This is a genomic window from Amycolatopsis granulosa, from assembly GCF_011758745.1.
GTDB classification, from domain to species: domain Bacteria; phylum Actinomycetota; class Actinomycetes; order Mycobacteriales; family Pseudonocardiaceae; genus Amycolatopsis_E; species Amycolatopsis_E granulosa.
Window position 1 is genome coordinate 69,992 of record NZ_JAANOV010000001.1, and the last position, 18,512, is coordinate 88,503.

General features: G+C 74.6%; 14 protein-coding genes and 1 riboswitch. Of the genes, 7 read left to right on the forward strand and 7 right to left on the reverse strand.

The genetic code is table 11. The annotated features are described in order from the left end of the window. Window positions 1–35: 35 nt before the first annotated feature. The 5 genes from FHX45_RS00290 to FHX45_RS00310 all read left to right on the forward strand — a co-directional run bounded on the left by FHX45_RS00290 (window position 36) and on the right by FHX45_RS00310 (window position 7,776). Window positions 36–245: a hypothetical protein gene (locus FHX45_RS00290; protein WP_167095909.1), complete on the forward strand. Its 210-nt coding sequence runs from the start codon at window positions 36–38 to the stop codon at window positions 243–245. A 1,054-nt stretch (window positions 246–1,299) separates the two neighbouring features. Beyond that, window positions 1,300–1,377, forward strand: a riboswitch (S-adenosyl-L-homocysteine riboswitch). Window positions 1,378–1,392: 15 nt separating this feature from the next. Beyond that, window positions 1,393–5,001, forward strand: coding sequence for a methionine synthase (metH, locus tag FHX45_RS00295; RefSeq protein ID WP_167095911.1), 3,609 nt, complete (start codon window positions 1,393–1,395; stop codon window positions 4,999–5,001). Between the two features lie 104 nt (window positions 5,002–5,105). Beyond that, entirely contained in the window at window positions 5,106–5,573 is a 468-nt protein-coding gene (locus FHX45_RS00300; RefSeq protein ID WP_167095913.1) for a DUF6292 family protein, read from the forward strand. A 177-nt stretch (window positions 5,574–5,750) separates the two neighbouring features. Further along, the gene (locus FHX45_RS00305; RefSeq protein ID WP_167095915.1) at window positions 5,751–7,346 is read left to right on the forward strand and encodes a sigma-70 family RNA polymerase sigma factor; all 1,596 of its coding nucleotides are present in this window, start codon (window positions 5,751–5,753) and stop codon (window positions 7,344–7,346) included. Between the two features lie 226 nt (window positions 7,347–7,572). Next, window positions 7,573–7,776: a DUF6199 family natural product biosynthesis protein gene (locus tag FHX45_RS00310; protein WP_167095917.1), complete on the forward strand. Its 204-nt coding sequence runs from the start codon at window positions 7,573–7,575 to the stop codon at window positions 7,774–7,776. Between the two features lie 261 nt (window positions 7,777–8,037). Here the strand turns inward: FHX45_RS00310 and FHX45_RS00315 are convergent, their stop codons facing one another. The 5 genes from FHX45_RS00315 to FHX45_RS00335 form a co-directional block, all read right to left on the reverse strand. Then, window positions 8,038–9,114: a cobalamin B12-binding domain-containing protein gene (locus FHX45_RS00315; RefSeq protein ID WP_167095919.1), complete on the reverse strand. Its 1,077-nt coding sequence runs from the start codon at window positions 9,112–9,114 to the stop codon at window positions 8,038–8,040. Between the two features lie 4 nt (window positions 9,115–9,118). Continuing rightward, the gene (locus tag FHX45_RS00320; protein ID WP_167095921.1) at window positions 9,119–10,705 is read right to left on the reverse strand and encodes a PP2C family protein-serine/threonine phosphatase; all 1,587 of its coding nucleotides are present in this window, start codon (window positions 10,703–10,705) and stop codon (window positions 9,119–9,121) included. A gap of 196 nt (window positions 10,706–10,901) precedes the next feature. Then, window positions 10,902–12,101, reverse strand: coding sequence for an ROK family protein (locus FHX45_RS00325; RefSeq protein ID WP_167095923.1), 1,200 nt, complete (start codon window positions 12,099–12,101; stop codon window positions 10,902–10,904). 49 nt (window positions 12,102–12,150) lie between these two features. Then, a complete protein-coding gene (xylA, locus tag FHX45_RS00330) occupies window positions 12,151–13,329 on the reverse strand; it encodes a xylose isomerase (protein WP_167095925.1) in 1,179 nt (392 codons plus the stop codon). A 107-nt stretch (window positions 13,330–13,436) separates the two neighbouring features. Beyond that, window positions 13,437–14,543 carry an ABC transporter ATP-binding protein gene (locus FHX45_RS00335; protein WP_167095927.1) on the reverse strand — a complete coding sequence of 369 codons (1,107 nt, stop codon included), beginning with the start codon at window positions 14,541–14,543 and terminating at the stop codon, window positions 13,437–13,439. Between the two features lie 102 nt (window positions 14,544–14,645). On the opposite strand from FHX45_RS00335, the gene FHX45_RS00340 reads away from it, so the two are divergent. Further along, entirely contained in the window at window positions 14,646–15,788 is a 1,143-nt protein-coding gene (locus FHX45_RS00340) for an ROK family transcriptional regulator (protein WP_167108131.1), read from the forward strand. A 68-nt stretch (window positions 15,789–15,856) separates the two neighbouring features. On the opposite strand, the gene FHX45_RS00345 is transcribed toward FHX45_RS00340, so the two are convergent. Continuing rightward, window positions 15,857–16,318 (reverse strand): OsmC family protein, encoded by a 462-nt coding sequence (locus FHX45_RS00345; protein WP_167095929.1) that lies wholly within the window; start codon window positions 16,316–16,318, stop codon window positions 15,857–15,859. A gap of 232 nt (window positions 16,319–16,550) precedes the next feature. Between FHX45_RS00345 and FHX45_RS00350 the strand changes: the two genes are divergently transcribed. Beyond that, the gene (locus FHX45_RS00350; protein WP_167095931.1) at window positions 16,551–17,168 is read left to right on the forward strand and encodes a class I SAM-dependent methyltransferase; all 618 of its coding nucleotides are present in this window, start codon (window positions 16,551–16,553) and stop codon (window positions 17,166–17,168) included. Here the strand turns inward: FHX45_RS00350 and FHX45_RS00355 are convergent. Then, on the reverse strand, window positions 17,165–18,487 hold the full coding sequence (locus FHX45_RS00355) for a cytochrome P450 (RefSeq protein ID WP_424923782.1): 1,323 nt from the start codon (window positions 18,485–18,487) through the stop codon (window positions 17,165–17,167). The genes FHX45_RS00350 and FHX45_RS00355 overlap by 4 nt on opposite strands. Window positions 18,488–18,512: the final 25 nt, after the last annotated feature.

The following is an 18,512-nucleotide window of genomic DNA, read 5'->3' on the forward strand; positions in this document are numbered from 1 at the left end:
TGGCGCTCTGCGGCGCGAGCGGCCATCCTGCGAGCATGGCTGACGGGACCGAAGCCGGGCCGGACGAGCTCTTCTGGCAGATCGTCGAGGTGCTCCACGTACCGCGTTCGCTCGCCGAGCAGGAGCTCGCCCGCTCCCGTTCCGACGTCGCGAACGGCGCGGTGCGGCCGGGTGATCCGGCCGAACCCTACGCGCTGGCCTGGCGGCGCATCCGCACCCGGTGGGCGGGCCGCGAACTGGCCTGAGCCGGCCTCCCGGAGGCACGGGCCCGCCGCTGCGCGCGGGCGCGGGACGGCCGCGGGCACGCCGGTGGCCCGGCAGTCCGGGGTCCGCACGGGGACGACCTCCCGCACCGCGCGCTCGGCCGGGGGCCGGCGCGGGCCGCCGGGCGCATCGCACGTACCGGCCGGTGCGGCACCCGCGGCGCCCCTCGCGCGGAACGTGGCTGGCGTGCCGGATCCGGGTGGTGGCGATCTCACCGGGTGAGGCGATCGCGCCGGGTGCCGCACCGGTCGGGGCCGGGCGCCCCGCGAGCACCCGGGCCGGCCGCACGCTCACGGCGACCGGCGCCGCCGGACCCGACCGCTCCGGCGGCGTACTGCTCGATCGTCCCCCGGCTGCGCGGGGGCGAGCCGGACAGCCCGCCGACCGCGGTGACGTCCGTCCGCGGGCCGCCGCGTGTCCAGCGGACTCGCCCACCCGGACATCCGGAGGGACCCGACCGGCCACCGGTCGCACCGCGTTCCCACCCGCCACGGCTTCCGCGCCGGCGGCCGCAGGCCCTGCCGGTGCGGCGGTCACCGGCGCCGCCGCCCGGCGGGATGCCGGTTTCCGTCCGGTCCGCGCCCGGACACTGCCGTCCGGGCCGGCAGCCGAGCATCGACGGGGACCGGCGGTCCGCCCGGCCGGGTCCGCGCCGCATCGGTTCCCCACGGGTAGCCCGCGTGCCCGTCGGGTACCGCGAACGCCGTCGGCCCAGCCGGGGAGGAAGATCCACTGTGGACGGCAATGGCACAAAGTCCTCACTTTGGGGACTTCGGCCTTGCCCGACCGGGCCGGTTCAGGCGCATACTGGTGGAGCACGTGCGGGTGCTCGGGGCACCGCACGGCGGGGAAAGCGGGTTCCGTCGGGGGATGGTGCCCGCGGGAGGTCGATGCCCGGCCGGTCGGGGCCGTGAAGGGCAGGCGGTCTCCGACGGCGGGCCGGCTTGGGGAAGCCGGCCCGCCGTGCTGTGTGCGGGGGCGCCCACATCGCGGAACGGCCTTGGTGCGCCCGGCCGGCGTCTAGTACCGTGGCCGCAGGCCGAGAGGCGCTGCAACGGACCCGTGGTCCGCCACGCTCGGCCCTTCCATTCCTACCAAGGGCGCCTCCCGATCGATGGGAGGGCGCGGGTGGACACGATCGCGGCACTGCGGGAAATCCTGGACCGGCGGGTGGCCGTGCTGGACGGCGCCTGGGGCACGATGCTGCAGGGGGCGGGCCTGACCCCGGCCGATTACCGCGGCGATCTGATCACCGGCCACCCGCGCGACGTCACCGGCGACCCGGACCTGCTCAACCTCACGCGGCCCGACCTGATCCTCGACGTGCACCGGCGCTACCTCGCCGCGGGCGCGGACATCACCACCACCAACACGTTCACGGCCACGAGCATCGGCCAGGCCGACTACGGGCTGGGCCACCTGGTCCGCGAGATGAACGTGCGCGGCGCCCGCCTGGCGCGCCAGGCCGCCGACGAGGCCGGCGGGAAGTTCGTCGCCGGATCGATCGGCCCGCTCAACGTCACCCTGTCCCTGTCGCCGGAGGTCGACGAGCCCGCCTACCGGGCGGTCACCTTCGACGAGGTGCGCGACGCCTACGCCGAGCAGATCGCCGCGCTCGCCGAGGGCGGCGTCGACCTGCTGCTGATCGAGACGATCTTCGACACGCTCAACGCCAAGGCCGCCATCGCCGCGGCCCGGGAGGTCGCCCCGCACCTGCCGCTGTGGATCTCGGTGACGATCGTCGACCTGTCCGGCCGCACGCTGTCCGGGCAGACCGTCGAGGCGTTCTGGAGCGCCGTCGAGCACGCCGGCCCGCTGGTGGTGGGGGTCAACTGCTCGCTGGGCGCCGAGGAGATGCGCCCGCACGTCGGGCAGCTGGCGAAGCTGGCCGGCACCTACGTCGCCTGCCACCCGAACGCCGGGCTGCCCAACGCCTTCGGCGGCTACGACGAGACCCCCGCCGAGACCGCGCGCATGCTCGGCGAGTTCGCGGGCAGCGGTCTGGTCAACATCGTCGGCGGCTGCTGCGGCACCGGCCCGGAGCACATCGCCGCGATCGCCGGGGCGGTCGCCGGTGCGGCCCCGCGCGTGGTCCCGCCGCCCCGCACGCACACCCGGTTCAGCGGGCTCGAGCCGTTCGACCTCGGCGCGGACACCGGGTTCGTGATGATCGGCGAGCGGACCAACGTCACCGGCTCGGCGAAGTTCCGGCGACTCGTGGAATCCGGTGACTACCAGGCGGCGGTGGACGTCGCGCTGGACCAGGTCCGCGGCGGTGCCAACCTGCTCGACGTGAACATGGACGCCGACCTGCTCGACTCGGAGCGGGCGATGACCACGTTCCTCAACCTCATCGCCACCGAACCGGAGGTCGCCCGCATCCCGGTCATGATCGACAGCTCGCGGTGGAGCGTGCTGGAGGCCGGGCTCAAGTGCGTGCAGGGCAAGGGTGTGGTCAACTCGATCAGCCTCAAGGAGGGCGAGGAGCAGTTCCTGCAGCAGGCCCGCCGGATCCACGACTACGGCGCCGGTGTCGTCGTGATGGCGTTCGACGAGCAGGGCCAGGCCGACACCTGCGCACGCAAGGTGGAGATCTGCGGCCGCGCCTACGACCTGCTCACGCGCGTGGCCGGTTTCCCGCCCGAGGACATCATCTTCGACCCCAACGTGCTGGCCGTGGCCACCGGCATCGCCGAGCACAACGGCTACGCCAAGGCGTTCATCGACGCGCTGCCGCTGATCAAGCAGCGCTGCCCGGGGGCGCGCACCAGCGGCGGCATCTCGAACCTGTCGTTCTCCTTCCGCGGCAACGACGTGGTGCGCGAGGCGATGCACTCGGCGTTCCTGTTCCACGCCGTGCGGGCGGGACTGGACATGGGCATCGTCAACGCCGGCCAGCTCACCGTCTACGAGGACATCCCGGCCGAGTTGCTGGAGCTGGTCGAGGACGTGCTGTTCGACCGCCGCCCGGACGCCACCGACCGGCTGGTCTCCTACGCCGGGACCGTCCGCGGCCAGGGCCGCAAACGCGTGGTGGACCTCACCTGGCGGGAGGCGCCGGTGGCCGAGCGGCTGCGGCACGCGCTGGTGCACGGCATCGTCGACCACATCGAGGACGACACCGAAGAAGCACGGCAGAGCTTCGCCCGCCCGCTCGAGGTCATCGAAGGCCCGCTGATGGACGGCATGAAGACGGTCGGCGACCTGTTCGGTGCCGGCAAGATGTTCCTGCCGCAGGTGGTCAAGAGCGCGCGGGTGATGAAGCGGTCCGTCGCCTACCTGGAGCCGTTCATGGCGGCGGAGAAGGAGCAGCTGCGGGCCGCGGGGCAGGTCCAGGCCGAGCGCGGCCAGGGCAAGATCGTGCTCGCCACCGTGAAGGGCGACGTGCACGACATCGGCAAGAACATCGTCGGTGTCGTGCTGGGCTGCAACAACTACGAGGTGATCGACCTCGGCGTGATGGTGCCCGCGGCGAAGATCCTGGACACCGCGGTCGCCGAGAACGCCGACGCGATCGGACTGTCCGGTTTGATCACGCCGTCGCTGGACGAGATGGTCACGGTCGCCACGGAGATGCAGCGGCGTGGTCTGAAGGTCCCGCTGCTGATCGGCGGTGCGACCACCTCGCGCCAGCACACCGCGGTGCGGATCGCCCCGGCCTACGACCACACCACGGTGCACGTGCTGGACGCCTCCCGGGTCGTCGGGGTGGTGTCGGACCTGCTCGACCCGGACCGCGCGAGCGCGCTGGACCACGCCAACCGCGCGGAGCAGGAGCGGCTGCGTGAGCAGCACGCCGGCAAGCAGCGCCGCCCGATGCTGACGCTGCAGCAGGCCCGCGCGAACCCGGAGCGGGTGTCCTTCGACGAGCTGCCGGTGCCGTCGTTCACCGGCGTGCGGACCGTCGAGCCCGGCCTGCCGGCGCTGCGGGACATGATCGACTGGCAGTTCCTGTTCCTGGCCTGGGAGCTCAAGGGGAAGTACCCGGCGATCCTGGAGCAACCGGTCGCGCGTGAGCTCTTCGACGACGCGAACGCGTTGCTGGACCAGATCATCGCGGACGGCAGCCTGACCGCCCGCGGCGCCTACGGGTTCTGGCCCGCGCACCGCGAGGGCGACGACATCGTGCTCGAGGGCGGGGTGCGCTTCCCGATGCTGCGCCAGCAGACGTCCAAACCCCAGGGGCGCGCGAACCGGTGCCTGGCCGACTACATCGCGCCGGCCGGGGACCACCTGGGCGGGTTCGCGGTGACCGTGCACGGCGCGGAGGAGCTGGCCCGCCACTACGAGTCCCGCCACGACGACTACCGCGCGATCATGGTCAAGGCGCTGGCCGACCGGCTGGCCGAGTCCTTCGCCGAGTACCTCCACCTGCAGGCCCGGCGGGAGTGGTTCGAGCCGGACGCGCAGCCGTCGCTGGCGGACCTGCACGCCGAGCGGTTCCGCGGGATCCGCCCGGCGCTCGGGTACCCGGCGAGCCCCGACCACAGCCAGAAGCGGGAGCTGTTCGACCTGCTCGGGGCGGCGCGGCTGGGGCTCGGCCTGACCGAGTCGTTCGCGATGACGCCCGCGGCGAGCGTGAGCGGTCTGATCTTCGCGCACCCGGCGTCGCGGTACTTCACGGTCGGCCGGCTGGGCCGCGACCAGGTGCGCGACTACGCCGGGCGGCGTGGCGTGCCGCAGGCGGAGATCGAGAAGTGGCTGCGCCCCAACCTGGACTACGACCCCGCGGACTGACCCGGTCCTCATCGGGACGAAGCGTGTCCAGCTGAAATGGTTTGCTCACCCGGTCAGGTGGTAGTCCGCCCGGACGGCAGACTACTCACTCAACGGGGTGTGAGATGCACCTGGAATACGAGCACGCGGCGGCCTCCGGGCTCCGCCGTTACGTCAACACGGTCGCCCAGGAGCTGGGTTGCAGCGGCGAGGCCTATTACGCGCACGTGGACCCGGCGCCGGCCTACGCCTACATCGCCCTGGACGACCGGCTGCCCGAGCACCCCGGCGAGGACACGGCGCTGGTGTGGAACGAGAACGACGGCTGGGCGGTCGCGATCGAGGTGACCGCGGGACACGAGCTGACTGTGGTGCGCTACTTCGGTCGCGAGCTGCTACCCCCGCCGCCCGAGGTGGCCCGGTTCGTCGGTGACGTGTTCGCGGGCCGTGCCCCGGAGGCGGGGCCGGCGGGCGCGGCCGACGCCGCCGCGGTGCGTCAGCACCTGGCCACCTACGCGATCCCGTACCAGGAACGGGTGACCGCCCGTCCCGGCCGCCCGGCCGAACAGGCCCGCCGGCGCCCGACGAGCTGATTCCCCGGGCGGTTGCGCCGCTGCCCGCGGCGCCCGGGCGTGGTGCCCGGGAGGCGGCGGTCGGCCGGGTTTCGCTGATCGCTTCCCGCCGGTTGTCTCCGCGTGGGAGGCTGTCCGGTGACGAAACGCGGGACTGCGGAGTCTCCTCGGGTGAGGGCCCGGGGGACGAGGAGGACCATGGCGGGGGACACGGACGCCGACGCCGAACTGATCGGGGCGGTCCGCGGCGGCGATCTGGCCGCGTACGACACGCTCTTCCGGCGGCACCTGCCGGCGGCGCGCCGGGTGGCGGCGATGTTGTGGCGGGACCGGGCCGAGGTCGACGACCTGGTGGCTGAATCGTTCCTGCGGGTGTTCGCGGCGATCCGGGACGGGGCCGGTCCGGCCGACCGGTTCCGCCCGTACCTGCTGGTGACGTTGCGGAACCTGGCCATGGACTGGGGCCGCCGTCGTGAGCGGTGCGACCCGTGGGCCGCGACCTGCGACGAGGGCGCCCCGGGGGTCGAGGAGATCGTCATCGACCGGCTGACCGGTGAGGTGGCGCGGTCGGCGTTCGAGACGCTGCCCCCGCGCTGGCGGTACGTGTTGTGGCACACCGAGATGCTCGGCACCGGGCCGGGGAAGCTCGCCGGTGAGCTCGGGATGACGGCCAACGGGGTCGCGGCGCTCGCACTGCGGGCGCGCGAGGGGTTGCGGCAGGCGTTCCTGCAGGCCCACGTGCCCGCCGCGGGCACCGAGAAGTGCCGCACCGTTCGGCGGCGGCTGCCGGCGTGGACCCGGGGCAAGGTCACCGCGCGGCAGCGGCAGGCGGTGTCGGCGCACCTCGCGCGGTGCCCCAAGTGCCACCGGATCGCCGCCGTCCTGGAGCGGGTCAACGGCGGGCTGCCCGCGCTGGTCCCGCTGCTGGGACGGTTGCTCGGCGGCGGGCCGGCCGCGCCCGCCGGGGAAGCCGCCTCGGTCGCCGCCGGTGGCGCTCCCGCCGCGTCGGCGGTGTGGGGCGGGGCGTCCGCGGCGCTGTCGAAGGTCGCGGCGGCGGCGACGCTCGCCGCCGTGGCGGCGGTGACCGGGCCGGTGGTGACCGCGGAGCCGCCGCCCGGAATCGCGGCAGCAGCGCCGGTCGTGGCCGGGACGTCGGCGGTGCCCGCCCCGGCCGCCCCGGTGCGGCGCGGACCCGCCGCTCAACGGCCCACCGGAGCGCAGCCGGAAACCGGCGGTATCGCGCCGGTCGAGGGCACCGCCGGACGTGGCATGGCGACGAACCCCGGCACGGCCACGGCCGACGGCTCGCCCGGCGGCACGGCGCCCGGCGCGGGCCCGGCGAACGGCTATGGCCGCGGGCGCGGAAACGGGGCCGGGAAGGGTGACTTCACCACCGAGGCCGATCGCGGTGGCGCCGCCGATGCGCCGGGCCGGTACCACCGCCCGACCCCGGGGACAGCCCCGGACGGCCACGGCAACGCCGGTGGCCACGGTGCCGGAAAGCCCGCGGGCGCGGGGAAGGGCGACTTCACCACCAAGGCCGATCGCGATGGCGCCGCCGATGGGCCGGGCCGGCCCCACCGCCCCGCGCCGACGACGGCCGCGGATGGCACCGGCACCGGCCCTGGCGCGGCGAATGCCGGTGCAGCTGCGCACGGCAGGGGAGGCGGCGCCACGAAGCCCGGCACGCTCGGGCGCGGTGCGGGCCGCCCCGCCGCGGACGCCCCGGCGACGCGTAGCCCTGACCCGGGCACCGGTAGTGCCGCCGCCGGAGCGGCTGCGCCGGGGCGGTAGCGGGGTGACGCACACGGCCAGGCCCGGCGCCGCGGCCAGAGCCGGCCGGGCCACGCCCGGCCCTCCCGACGGCGCTGCGGACACCGGCGGCACCACGCGCGGCGGGCCGGTCACCGGTTACTGGGGCCGGTCACCTGCAACCCGGTCCACTCGCCAGCGGGGATACGGGCGCGGAACCGCGACCGCCGGTTCCGCGTCCAACCCCGGACCGAGAAGGAGGAATCCGGTGGGGGTGTACGACGTCATCTTCGGACTCGTGTTGGTGCCGCAGGGGCTCTGGATGCTCATCAACCCGGTGTCCGCGCGCGAGTCGTCCGAGCGGCGGGAGGGCGGCGGATTCCGCGAGTTCAGCGACCGGGAACTGCTGCGCACCCGCGCCACGGGCGTCGCGGGCATCCTGATCTACGTGGTCGCCGAGATCTACTCCTGAGCGCTCGCATGCAGCCGGCGGCCCGGAGCAGCGTCCACATGGCGGCGCCGACGCGGTGTCCGGCGCCGGGCAGCTGGACGCGGTCGTCCGGGAAGATGCCCGCGCCCCCGGGGCTGCCGCCGGTAGGCAGGTAGGTGCGCAAGTCGATGAGGTCGTTTCCGTGCCGAGAGGCGATGCGCCCGATGGCGTCGGCGTGCTCGGCGTCAAGGTGACCAGCGGTGTCAGCACGGCGGCCGCGAACACCGCGGCGAATCGTCGGGTTCAGCGGCCGGCCGCCAGGTGCCCGGCCAGCCCGGTGCGCGCCCGTTCCAGCAGCACTGCGGCGCGCGGGAAGTCCCGCAGCTCGCCGGTGAGCAGGTCCAGCGCCGGGACCAGCGAACCGGCCGGCACCGCGCGCGCCGTGAGGATGTCCGCCGTCCAGGTGAGGAACGACGTGAACAGCGAGGCGTCGCCGGTGTAGAGGGCGGCGGCCAGGAAATCGACGATGTGCGCCAGGTCCTCGGTCGTGTGCTGCCGTTGCAGCTCGGTGTACCCGCGCATCCCCGGCACCCGCTGCTCGAGCCCGGCGTACACCGCCCGCACCAGCTGCGGGGAGCTGCGGCGGACCAGGGTGTACTCCTGGTCGGTCAGGTGCGGCAGGTCGTCGATGGGCTGGTGCGCGGCGCGCGGCCGGGGCAGCGGATCCCCGGCGAGCCGGTCCGCGGCGGTGCGGGCGTCCGGCGCCCACGCCTCCGCGCCGAGCAACCGCGCCCACCGGCCGTCCGGCCCGAACGCCGCACCACCGGCGATCACCGGGACACCCGCCGCCTGGCAGGCCGTGATCGTGGCGTGCGCGGCCGGGAGCCGGGTCGGCAGTGAGCTGGACAGCGCCACCGCGTCCGGGCTGGTCCGGTGCAGGTGCGTGATCAGGTGCTGGGCGGGTACCTGCGCGCCCAGGTAGTTCACGCGGAACCCGCGCAGCTCGAGCACCTCGGCCAGCAGGCGTGCCGGCAGGGCGTGCCACTCACCGTCCACACAGGACACCGTCACCCGGCCGAGCCGCGCCGCCGGCCGCGGCGCCTCGCGGGCCAGACCGGCGATGGCCCGTTCGTTGATCGCCGTCGCGGTGTGCTCCTGGGCGACGCTGATGCGGTTGGCCGCCCATTCCTGCCCGACGCGGCGCTGCACCGCGCCGATCACGTCCAGCAGCACGGACTCCGGATCGAGGCCACCGGCGAGCGCGGCGAGGACGGTCCCGGTGGCGCCGCGCTGGTCACCGTCGAGGACGGCGTGCCAGAGCCGCTCGGCGTAACCCGTGGTTCCGCCGGTGCCGGCCGGCTGGACCGCGGCACCGGGCATGCGCTCACCCACCGGTGACCCGCGGGGCGGTGATGGCGAGCAGCGCCATGTCGTCGTGCGCGCCGCCGCCCACCCACTCGGTGGCGAGCATCTGCACGCGCTCCACGACCGCCTCGGCGGGCATTCCGGCGCATTCGGCGAGGACGCGGCGCAGCCGGTCCTCCCCGAACATCTCCCCGCCGAGCGGTCCGCCGCGGGCCTCGGTGATGCCGTCGGTGTAGAGCAGGCAGGTCTCGCCCGGCGCGAGGACGACCTCCTCGGTGGAGCTGTCGATCTCCGGCAGCACCCCGATCAGGCTGCCCCGGCAGGTCACCTCCTCGACCCGCCCGTCGGCGCGCACCACCAGCGGCGGCAGGTGCCCGGCGCTGGTGACGCGCAACCGGACCTCGGTGCCGCGGCGGGAGGCCGATGCCAGCGCCAGCGTCGCGAACCGGGTGTGCCGCGAGCTCAGCAGCGAGGAGTTGAGCAGGCGGAGCATCCGGGCGTGATCGTCCGCCATCGGCAGCAGCGCCTGCATGGTGTTGCGGATCTTGCCGGTGAGCACGGCGGCCTGCAGGCCCTTGCCGCACACGTCGCCGAGCAGCGCCAGGGATTCGCCGCCCGCGGTCCGGTGCACGTCGTAGAAGTCGCCGCCGAGCCGGTCGCCGTCCTGGGCGGGACGGTAGCCCCCGGCGAACCCCACACCGTCGATCTGCCGCAGCACCGGCGGCAGGAGCTCCTCGGTGAGCGTGTCGGTGACCGCGCTCTGCTGCTCGAACAGGCGCGCCGCGGACATCGCCGCACCCGACCGGGCCGCGAACAGCCGGGCGAACACCTCTTCGTCCGCGCTGAAGGCCTGCTGTTCGGTGTGGCGCAGGAGGATCAGCGCGCCCGCGGGCACGCCGTGCCCGGGCAGCGGGGTGACCACGACGGAGCCGGCGTCACCGAACCCGTCCGGCACGATCCACGACGGGGCCTGCGCCGGGTCGATCCAGCGGGAGGGCACCGGCGGGAACCCTTGCAGCGCCTCGGCGAGGCCGGGCAGCTCGTCCGGGTCGATCTCGAGCAGGACCGGGCGCGGGTGCTCGCCGCGCACGCACCCGACGGCCGGGTACCGGCGGCGCGTGCCCGGCGCGACGATCCACGCGGCGTCGGCCAGATGACCGGCGGCCAGGTCCGCGGCGACCTCCATGATGCGCTGCACGTTGAGGGAGCCGAGCAGCGCGTTCGAGGCGTTGCTGAGGAACGTGGTGCGCTTGCGCTCCAGCCGCAGGGCCTCCCGCGCCCGGCGGAGGTCGCCGGTCTCCGCCAGCCACCACGTCACCGCGCCGCCGGGGCGCGGGACGGGGCGCGCGTCGAAGGTCTGGTCGCCGATCCAGCCGCTCGCGGCCGTGGGCTCGGCGGCCGCGTGGGCGGCGCACAGCCACTCGCACGCGGACTCGGCCAGGAGGGCGCCGGGGCGCAGTGCGGGGAAGAGGATGCGCGCGGCCCGGTTGACCGCGTGCACGGTACCGTCCGGCCCGGCGAGCACGGCGGGGTACGGGGCATCGTCCCAGCCCGCGTCCAGCCCGGTGGGCAACGCGGAAGCGAGACGGTCGGATTCACTCACCATGGGGGCGCCGGCGTGCCCTCTCCCTTCCCAGCGACGGGTACTGGACCTTGCACCCAGCTTCCCCCAGCGCGCCGGCCACCGGCGAACCGGGGTGCGTGATGATCGCCATGCCCGCCGGTGGGCGGCCTGTTCCGCTGCGTGACGCGGGGCCGCCGCGCAGCCCTTCCCGCCGGGCTGGACGACCTGCCCACGGCGCTCAGCCGAGCCACCGGACCGGGTCGGTCAGGACCGCGGCCAGCTCGCGGTAGGCGGCGCCGGTCGCGCCCGCAGCGGGGTGGTCCGGCGCCGCGTGGATCGCCGGCGGGGTCCACCTGGCGGACAGCACCCGCGCGCGCAGCCGGCCCGCCAGTTCCGGCCGCAGCAGGTCGGCGACCTGCGCCAGGTGCCCGCCGAGCACCACCGTCGGGATGTCCAGCACGTTGATCACCCCGGCCAGCGCCACTCCCAGCGCCTGGGCCGCCGCCGTCACCGCCGCCCGTGCCCGGGCGTCGCCCGCCGCGGCCAGCTCGGCGAGGTGCGCCGGGGTGGAGGCGGCCGGCAACCCGGCGGCGGCGAGCAGCGCGTCCCGGCCCGCGTAGGTTTCCAGGCAGCCGGTCGACCCGCACCGGCACGCCGGGCCCGCCGGGTCGGCGCACACGTGCCCGATCTCCCCGGCCCACCCGTGCCGCCCCGTCATCACCGCACCGCCCACCACCGCCGCGCCGCCGATACCGATCTCGCCGGAGAGGTACACGAAGTCGGCGAACGGCCCGGGGCGGCCGGGCGCGACCTCGGCGACCGTGCGAGCGGCCAGGTTCGCCTCGTTGCCCACCCGCAGCGGCAGTCCCGCCACCGCGGCCGGGTCCAGCAGATCCGCCGGGCGCACGCCGGACCAGCCGAGGTTCGGGGCGCGCAACAGGGTGTCGTCCCCCACGGCGACGATGCCGGGCAGCGCGAGACCCGCGCCGACCAGCCGCAGCTCGCCGGGCAGCCCGCCGAGCACCCGCGCCGCCAGCGTGCCCAGCCGGGCCAGTGCGCCCGCCGGGTCGCTGTCCACCAGGTCCGCGTGCTCCAGCGCCTCGGCGACCACGCGGCCCCGCAGGTCGATCACCCGCACCGCCAGGAACCCGGCGTTGACCTGCAATCCCAGCGCGGCGAGCCGGGACCCGGGGACCAGGGGAGTGGCCGGCCGCCCGCGCCGGCCGCCGCCGGCCGGCTCGATCTCGCCGAGCACCCCGGCCGCCACCAGCTCGTCGGCCAGCCGCGTCGCCGTGGTGCGGGTCATCGAGGTCGCCGCCGCCACGTCCGCCCGCGACAGCGGCCGGGCCGACGCGCACACGGTCCGCGCCACCAGCGCGAGGTTGTTCGCCCGCAGGCTGGACTGACGTGCGCTGGTCTGCGGGCCGGGGACGGTCACGGCCCCGATCCTAACCGGGCCAGAGATTTCGTTCAGCGGATGGACTAAATCAGCCGAGCAGATGTTCGAGCGCCAGCTGCTGCAACTGGACGAACCCGAAGTCGCGCCGGGCGGCCTTCCCGGGGTCGAAACCGTCGTCGGCGGCCAGGAAGTCCGCCACCGACTCGCCCGCGGCGAGTGTCGGCTCGGCCAGCTCGAGCACGCCGGCCCGCTCCCACGCCCGCCGCACGCGGGGGTCGGCGCGGAACGCCTTCGTCTTCTCCGCCAGCATCAGGTACGTCGCCATGCAGGCCCGCGCCGAGTCCCAGATCCCGTCGAGGTACTCGGTGCGGGACGGCCTGTAGTCGAAGTGCCGCGGCCCGGTGTAGCGGGGCGCGTCCGGGGAGCCCGGAAACCCGTTCTCCAGCAGGTCGACGGTGAAGAACGCGGAGATCAGGTCGCCGTGGCCGAACACCAGGTCCTGGTCGTACTTGAGCCCGCGCTGCCCGTTCAGGTCGAGGTGGAACAGTTTCCCGCTCCACAGCGCCTGTCCCAGCGCGTGGGTGTAGTTGAGGCCCGCCATCTGCTCGTGCCCGGTTTCCGGGTTGAGGCCGACGATGTCGCCGTGCTCCAGCTGCGCGATGAGCGCCAGGGCGTGGCCGACAGTGGGCAGGAAGATGTCGCCGCGCGGCTCGTTCGGCTTCGGCTCCAGGCCGATGCGCAGGTCGTAGCCCTGCGACTTGATGTAGCCGGCGACGGTGTCCAGGCCCTCCTTGTACCGCTCGAACACGGCGTGCAGGTCCTTGGCGCCGTCGTATTCGGCGCCCTCGCGCCCGCCCCACATCACGAACGTGGTCGCGCCCATCTCGGCCGCCAGGTCGGCCGCCTGCAGTACCTTGCGCAGCGCGAAGCGGCGCACACCCCGGTCGTTGGAGGTCAGGCCGCCGTCCTTGAACACCGGGTGGCTGAAGGTGTTGGTGGTGACCATCTCGATGACGAGGCCGGCCTGGTCCGCCGCGTCCTTGAGCCGTCCGGTGAGCCTGCGCCTGGTGGCCGGGTCGGCGTCGAAGGGGAAGACGTCGTTGTCGTGGAAGGTGATGCCCCACGCGCCCAGTTCGGCGAGCTTGCCGGCGTACTCCCACGGATCCAACGCCGGCCGGCTCGGCCCGCCGAAGGGGTCGGTGCCGGTCCAGCCGACGGTCCACAGGCCGAAGGAGAACTTGTCCTCGGGGATCGGTCGGCGCACCATGGCAAGCTCCTCCGGTTTTGTTTTCCGGAATAACTTATTCTGGGGTGTGCCCACCGTCAAGAGGCCGGGCAGCCGGCGCCACCCGGCCCCCGGTGCCGTGTTCGTGCTCAGCCCGCCGTCGGCAGCCGCTCGCCCGTTTCCGGGTGGAAGGCGTGCACCTCGTCCGGGGCGCCGACCGCGATCTCGACGGTCTCACCCAGCTGCGGCGGGCGCCGTCCGCCGGTGCGGACCACGAACCGTTCGACGCGGCCGCCGATCTTCACCCCGCCGTGGATGTAGGCGTCGGCGCCCAGCTCCTCGACCAGGTCGACGACCAGCTTCGCCGCCGGCTCACCGGCACCGGCCAGGCGCAGCGACTCCGGCCGCAGGCCCAGCGTCACCGACTCCACCCCGGCCGAGCGGGCGGCGGCCATCGTCGCGCGGGGGAGCGGCACGGTCAGCCCGTCGAGCCGCGCGCCCTCGGGGCTGAGGGTGACGGTCTTCAGGTTCATCGCCGGCGAGCCGATGAAACCGGCCACGAACGCGTTGCGCGGCCGCTCGTAGAGGTTGCGCGGCGTGTCGCACTGCTGGAGCTTGCCGTCCTTGAGCACCGCGACCCGGTGGCCCATCGTCATGGCCTCGACCTGGTCGTGCGTGACGTAGATGGTGGTGGTGCCCAGGCGCTTCTGCAACGCCGCGATGTTGGCACGGGTCTCCACCCGCAGCTTGGCGTCCAAGTTGGACAGTGGCTCGTCCATCAGGAACACGGCCGGCTCGCGCACGATGGCGCGGCCCATCGCGACCCGCTGCCGCTGCCCGCCGGACAGCGCCTTCGGTTTGCGGTCCAGGTACGGGGTCAGGTCGAGCAGGGCCGCCGCCTCGCGCACCCGCTCGGCGATCTTGGCCTTGGACACGCGCTTGAGCTTGAGCGCGAAGCCCATGTTCTCGGCGACCGTCATGTGCGGGTAGAGCGCGTAGGACTGGAACACCATCGCGATGTCGCGGTCCTTCGGTGGGATCGCGGTGACGTCCTTGCCGTCGATGTGGATCGCGCCCTCGTCGACGTCCTCCAGCCCGGCGAGCATCCGCAGCGCCGTCGACTTGCCCGACCCCGAGGGGCCGACCAGGACCAGGAACTCGCCGTCGGCGATGTCGAGATCGAGGCTGTCCACGGCCCGGACCGGCGGCGAGCCGGGGTAGAGCCGCGACGCCTGCCGGTAGCTGACCTCAGCCATGGGGACCGCCTTTCACGCCACGTCGTCGTGCCGCCTGTCTATCCGGTCCGCGCACCGCTGACCAGAATTCGTCAATTCACTAAACTGACGAATGTGGAGGCGATGGGTGCGCAGGCGATGCGGCGGCACAACGTCGCCCTGGTCATGGAGTCGATCGCCCGGGATGCCCCGGTGTCGCGGGTCGAGCTCGCGCGGCGGACCGGGCTGACGAAGGCGACCGTGTCGAGCCTGGTCGCGGAGTTGACCGGGGCGGAGCTGGTGCGCGACCTCGGACCGGAGCCGGGGCACGCACCGGGCCGGCCGGCCGGGCGCCTCGTGCTCGACCCGTACGGGCCGGTCGCGCTCGGCCTGGAGTTCGGCTCAGGGCACATCGCGGGCGTGCTCCTGGACCTGTCCGGGCGCCCGCTCGCCCGGCAGCTGCGGCGGTTCGACGTGGCCGGGGCGGGCGCGCCGGACGGGGTGCGCGCGGCCCGTCCGGTGCTGCGGCAGCTGTTCGACGAGGCCACCACCGCCGGACGGCTGGTCGCGGGCGTGGGGGTCGCGGTCGGCGGGACGGTGTCGCGGGGCCTGGTCTCGGCGTTGCCGCTGGGCTGGCACGGGGTGGACGTGCGGGGGCTGGTCGTGGCCGAGCTGCGGGCGCTCGACCTGCACGGGCTGGACGTGCTGGTGGCCGGTGAGGTGGCGTGCGCGGCGCTGGCGGAGTACCAGGCCGGGGCGGCACGGGACTGGCTGTACCTGGGTGGGGAGGAGGTGATCGGGCTCGCGCCGCTCGACCCGGCCGCGAGGCTCGCCGGCGATCTCGGGCACGTGCCGGTGCGCCGCCGCGGCGAGCCGTGCCCGTGCGGCGGACGCGGGTGCCTGGACCGCTACGCCGGCCGCGCGGCGATGGCGGAGGCCGCCGGGCTGGCGGACGCCGGGGTGGCGCGGCTGCTGGGCGGCGAGGAACCGCTGGCGGGCCGGGTCCGGCAGCAGGACCCGGCGGCGCTGCGGGCGCTGCACCGTGCGAGTGAGGCCCTGGCCGATGCCCTGATCGGGGTGCGCGCCCTGCTCGCGCCGGAGACGATCGTGCTCGGTGGCCGGCTGGCGGGTCTGGGCGAGGCGTTCCGGCGCGCGGTGGTGGGCCGGCTCGGGCCCGGGCTGACGGTGCGGTTGTCGCGGCTGGGCCCGGATGCGGCGCTGCGTGGCGCGGCGGGACGGGTGATCGCGCGGGTGGTCGCGGACCCGCTCGCCTGGATCGAGGGCTGATCGAACGCGGTGTGCCCAGCGGTGGTGCCGCGTGCGGTGGCCGTCAACCGGCACCACCGGAACACACCCTAGGCGATCTTGGTCTCCGGGACGTGCCGGACCGGGAACGACACCGAGTTCGCGATGAAGCACAACTGGTGCGCGCGGTGGTGCAGCTCGGTGGCCCGCTCGGCGTCCTCCGCCGTCGCCACGGTGACGACCGGGTGCAGGGTCACCTCGGTGAAGTGCCCGCCGCCGTCCGGCGTTTCGGCCATCCGGCCGGTCGCGGTGTCGCGGTAGCCGGTGACGGTGATGCGGTGCCGCGCGCACAACGCCAGGTAGGTCAGCATGTGGCACTGCGACAGCGAGGCCACCAGCAGCTCCTCCGGGTTCCAGCGGGAGGGGTCGCCGAGGAACGCCGGGTCGGCGGTGGCGGCGATCACGGGTTTGCCGTCGGCGGTGATGTCGTGGCCGCGGTCGTAGGCCCGGTAGCCCTCGCCGGTGGTGCCGCTCCAGGTGACGGTGACCTGGTAGCCGTGTTCTCTGCTCATCGCGGTGCTCCTTGGGGCGGTTCGGTCACCGGAATCTACAAAGGCGCACGCCGCACCGTCCACCGAGATCGGCTGCCGTGCCCGCGGACGGACCACGACCCTCGCCATTTCCCGCCGCCCGGCGAACCCGGGGCCGCCCTGTCACCGGACCCGGTGACAGGGCCGTCCGGCTCTACCACCCGGCCGCCGGTGGCGGCAGCATCGCCGGTGACCGGAACGCGGGGAGGCCGACATGGGCGTTTACCACCAGCAGGTGCTGCCACGGCTGGTCCACCTCGTGGGCGGGGTGCAGGCGGTGGCACCGCACCGTGCCCGGGCCTGCGCGGGGCTGCACGGCCGGGTGCTGGAGATCGGGTTCGGCTCGGGACTCAACATCCCGTTCTACCCGCCCGCGGTGACCGCCGTGTGCGCGGTCGAGCCGTCCGACGTCGCGTGGAAGCTGGCGCGGCAGCGGGTGGCCGGGTCGCGGGTGCCGATCGAGCGGGTGGGCCTGGACGGGCAGTCGGTGCCGTTGCCGGACGACAGCTGCGACACCGCGCTGTCCACGTACACGTTGTGCACGATCCCGGACGTGGGTGCCGCGCTGCGGGAGCTGCGGCGGGTGCTGAAACCGGGTGGCGCACTGCACTTCTTCGACCACGGCCTGGCTCCGGACGAGGAGGTGCGGCGGTGGCAGCACCGCCTGGACCCGCTACAGGTCCGGCTCTTCGGCGGCTGCCACCTGACGCGCCCGATCACCGGTCTGCTCGGCGAGGCGGGCTTCGAACTGCACGAGGTCGAGCAGTTCTACGAAAAGGGCGCACCGAAACCGTGGGCGGCCGCCTCGCTCGGCGTGGCGGTGTCGCGTTAGGACTGTCCACTGAGGCGCGCGGGCAGGTGCTCGAACCCGCGCAGGATGCGCGTTGTCCGGCGCCGCGCACCCGGCGTCAGCCGCAGCTGCGGGTAACGGTCGAACAGCGCGCGCAGCCCGACCTCGCCCTCCATACGGGCCAGCGCGGCGCCGAGGCAGTAGTGGCGGCCGGCCGAGAACGAGATGTGCTCGCGCGCGTTCTCCCGTCGCACGTCGAACCGGCCGGGGTCGGCGAAGACCGCCGGATCGCGGTTCGCGCCGGCCAGGATCGTCGTCACCACCGAGCCCGCGCGCACCGGCACCCCGCAGACCTCGGTGTCGCGCAGGCACGTGCGGCCGGTGAGCAGCACGGGCGGGTCGACGCGCAGGATCTCCTCGACCGCGTTCGGCCACCGCGACGGTTCCGCCCGCAGCGCCGCGAGCTGCCCGGGATGGTCGTGCAAGAGGGCGATGCCGTTGCCGAGCAGGTTCACGGTCGTCTCGAACCCGGCCGCGAGCACCAGCCCGGCCGTCGAGCGCAGCTCCAGATCGGTCAGCCCCACACCGTCCTCGCGCGCGGCCACCAGCTGGCTGAGCAGGTTGTCGCCCGGACGGGCCCGCAGGCGGTCCAGGTGATCGCCGAGCCACGCGTCGAACTCGGCCAGTGCCGACTCCACCGCCCGGAACTCCCGCCAGGACAGGCCCATGTCGAGGCTCGGCGCGGCCGCCGTCCCCAGCTCGAGCACCCGCCGCCGGTCCTCCGGCGGCACGCCGAGGATCTCGGCGATCACGGTCACCGGCAGCAGCGCGCAGTAGGACTCGATCAGGTCGACCGGCCCGTCCGGATCCAGCGCGTCGAGCAGGCCGCGGGCGATCTCCTCGGTGCGCACCCGCAGCTTCTCCACGGCGCGGACGGTGAAGACGCGGGTCACCAGCTTGCGGTAGCGCGTGTGCTCCGGCGGCTCGGTCGCCAGCAGCGACGGCGGCGTGATCGGGTTCAGGGCCTCGCTCGCCGACCACTCGCCCAGCCGCGCCAGCACCCCGTCGGTGGCCATGCCGACCCCGGTGCGGAAGTCGTTGCTGGTCAGCACCTCGCGAACCGCGGCGTGGCTGGTCGTGACGCAGGCGAACGACCCCTGGTACAGCGGGCCGTGCGCGCGGATCTCGTCGAACAGCCCGGTGAGCGCGGAGGTGGGCGACACGGCGGCCTCGGCGACCAGCCGGGCCTGCAGATCCCCGCGCCGGGCGGCCGCGCGCAGCACGGTGCGGGGAAGTGCATGGGCGACGCCCCACCGCACCGCCGGTTTCGCGCCGTCCCGCAGACGCGCCAGTGCCGTCACGACCGCCACCTCCACGTGGTACCGC

Excerpts from the sequence above, each read along its gene's own strand:
- FHX45_RS00345 (WP_167095929.1), bottom strand. The coding sequence starts at position 16,318 with ATGAGCAGAGAACACGGCTACCAGGTCACCGTCACCTGGAGCGGCACC.
- FHX45_RS00320 (WP_167095921.1), bottom strand. The coding sequence starts at position 10,705 with ATGGTGAGTGAATCCGACCGTCTCGCTTCCGCGTTGCCCACCGGGCTG.
- FHX45_RS00315 (WP_167095919.1), bottom strand. The coding sequence starts at position 9,114 with ATGCCCGGTGCCGCGGTCCAGCCGGCCGGCACCGGCGGAACCACGGGT.
- FHX45_RS00340 (WP_167108131.1), top strand. The coding sequence starts at position 14,646 with ATGGGTGCGCAGGCGATGCGGCGGCACAACGTCGCCCTGGTCATGGAG.
- FHX45_RS00300 (WP_167095913.1), top strand. The coding sequence starts at position 5,106 with ATGCACCTGGAATACGAGCACGCGGCGGCCTCCGGGCTCCGCCGTTAC.
- FHX45_RS00350 (WP_167095931.1), top strand. The coding sequence starts at position 16,551 with ATGGGCGTTTACCACCAGCAGGTGCTGCCACGGCTGGTCCACCTCGTG.
- FHX45_RS00290 (WP_167095909.1), top strand. The coding sequence starts at position 36 with ATGGCTGACGGGACCGAAGCCGGGCCGGACGAGCTCTTCTGGCAGATC.
- xylA (WP_167095925.1), bottom strand. The coding sequence starts at position 13,329 with ATGGTGCGCCGACCGATCCCCGAGGACAAGTTCTCCTTCGGCCTGTGG.
- FHX45_RS00305 (WP_167095915.1), top strand. The coding sequence starts at position 5,751 with ATGGCGGGGGACACGGACGCCGACGCCGAACTGATCGGGGCGGTCCGC.
- FHX45_RS00335 (WP_167095927.1), bottom strand. The coding sequence starts at position 14,543 with ATGGCTGAGGTCAGCTACCGGCAGGCGTCGCGGCTCTACCCCGGCTCG.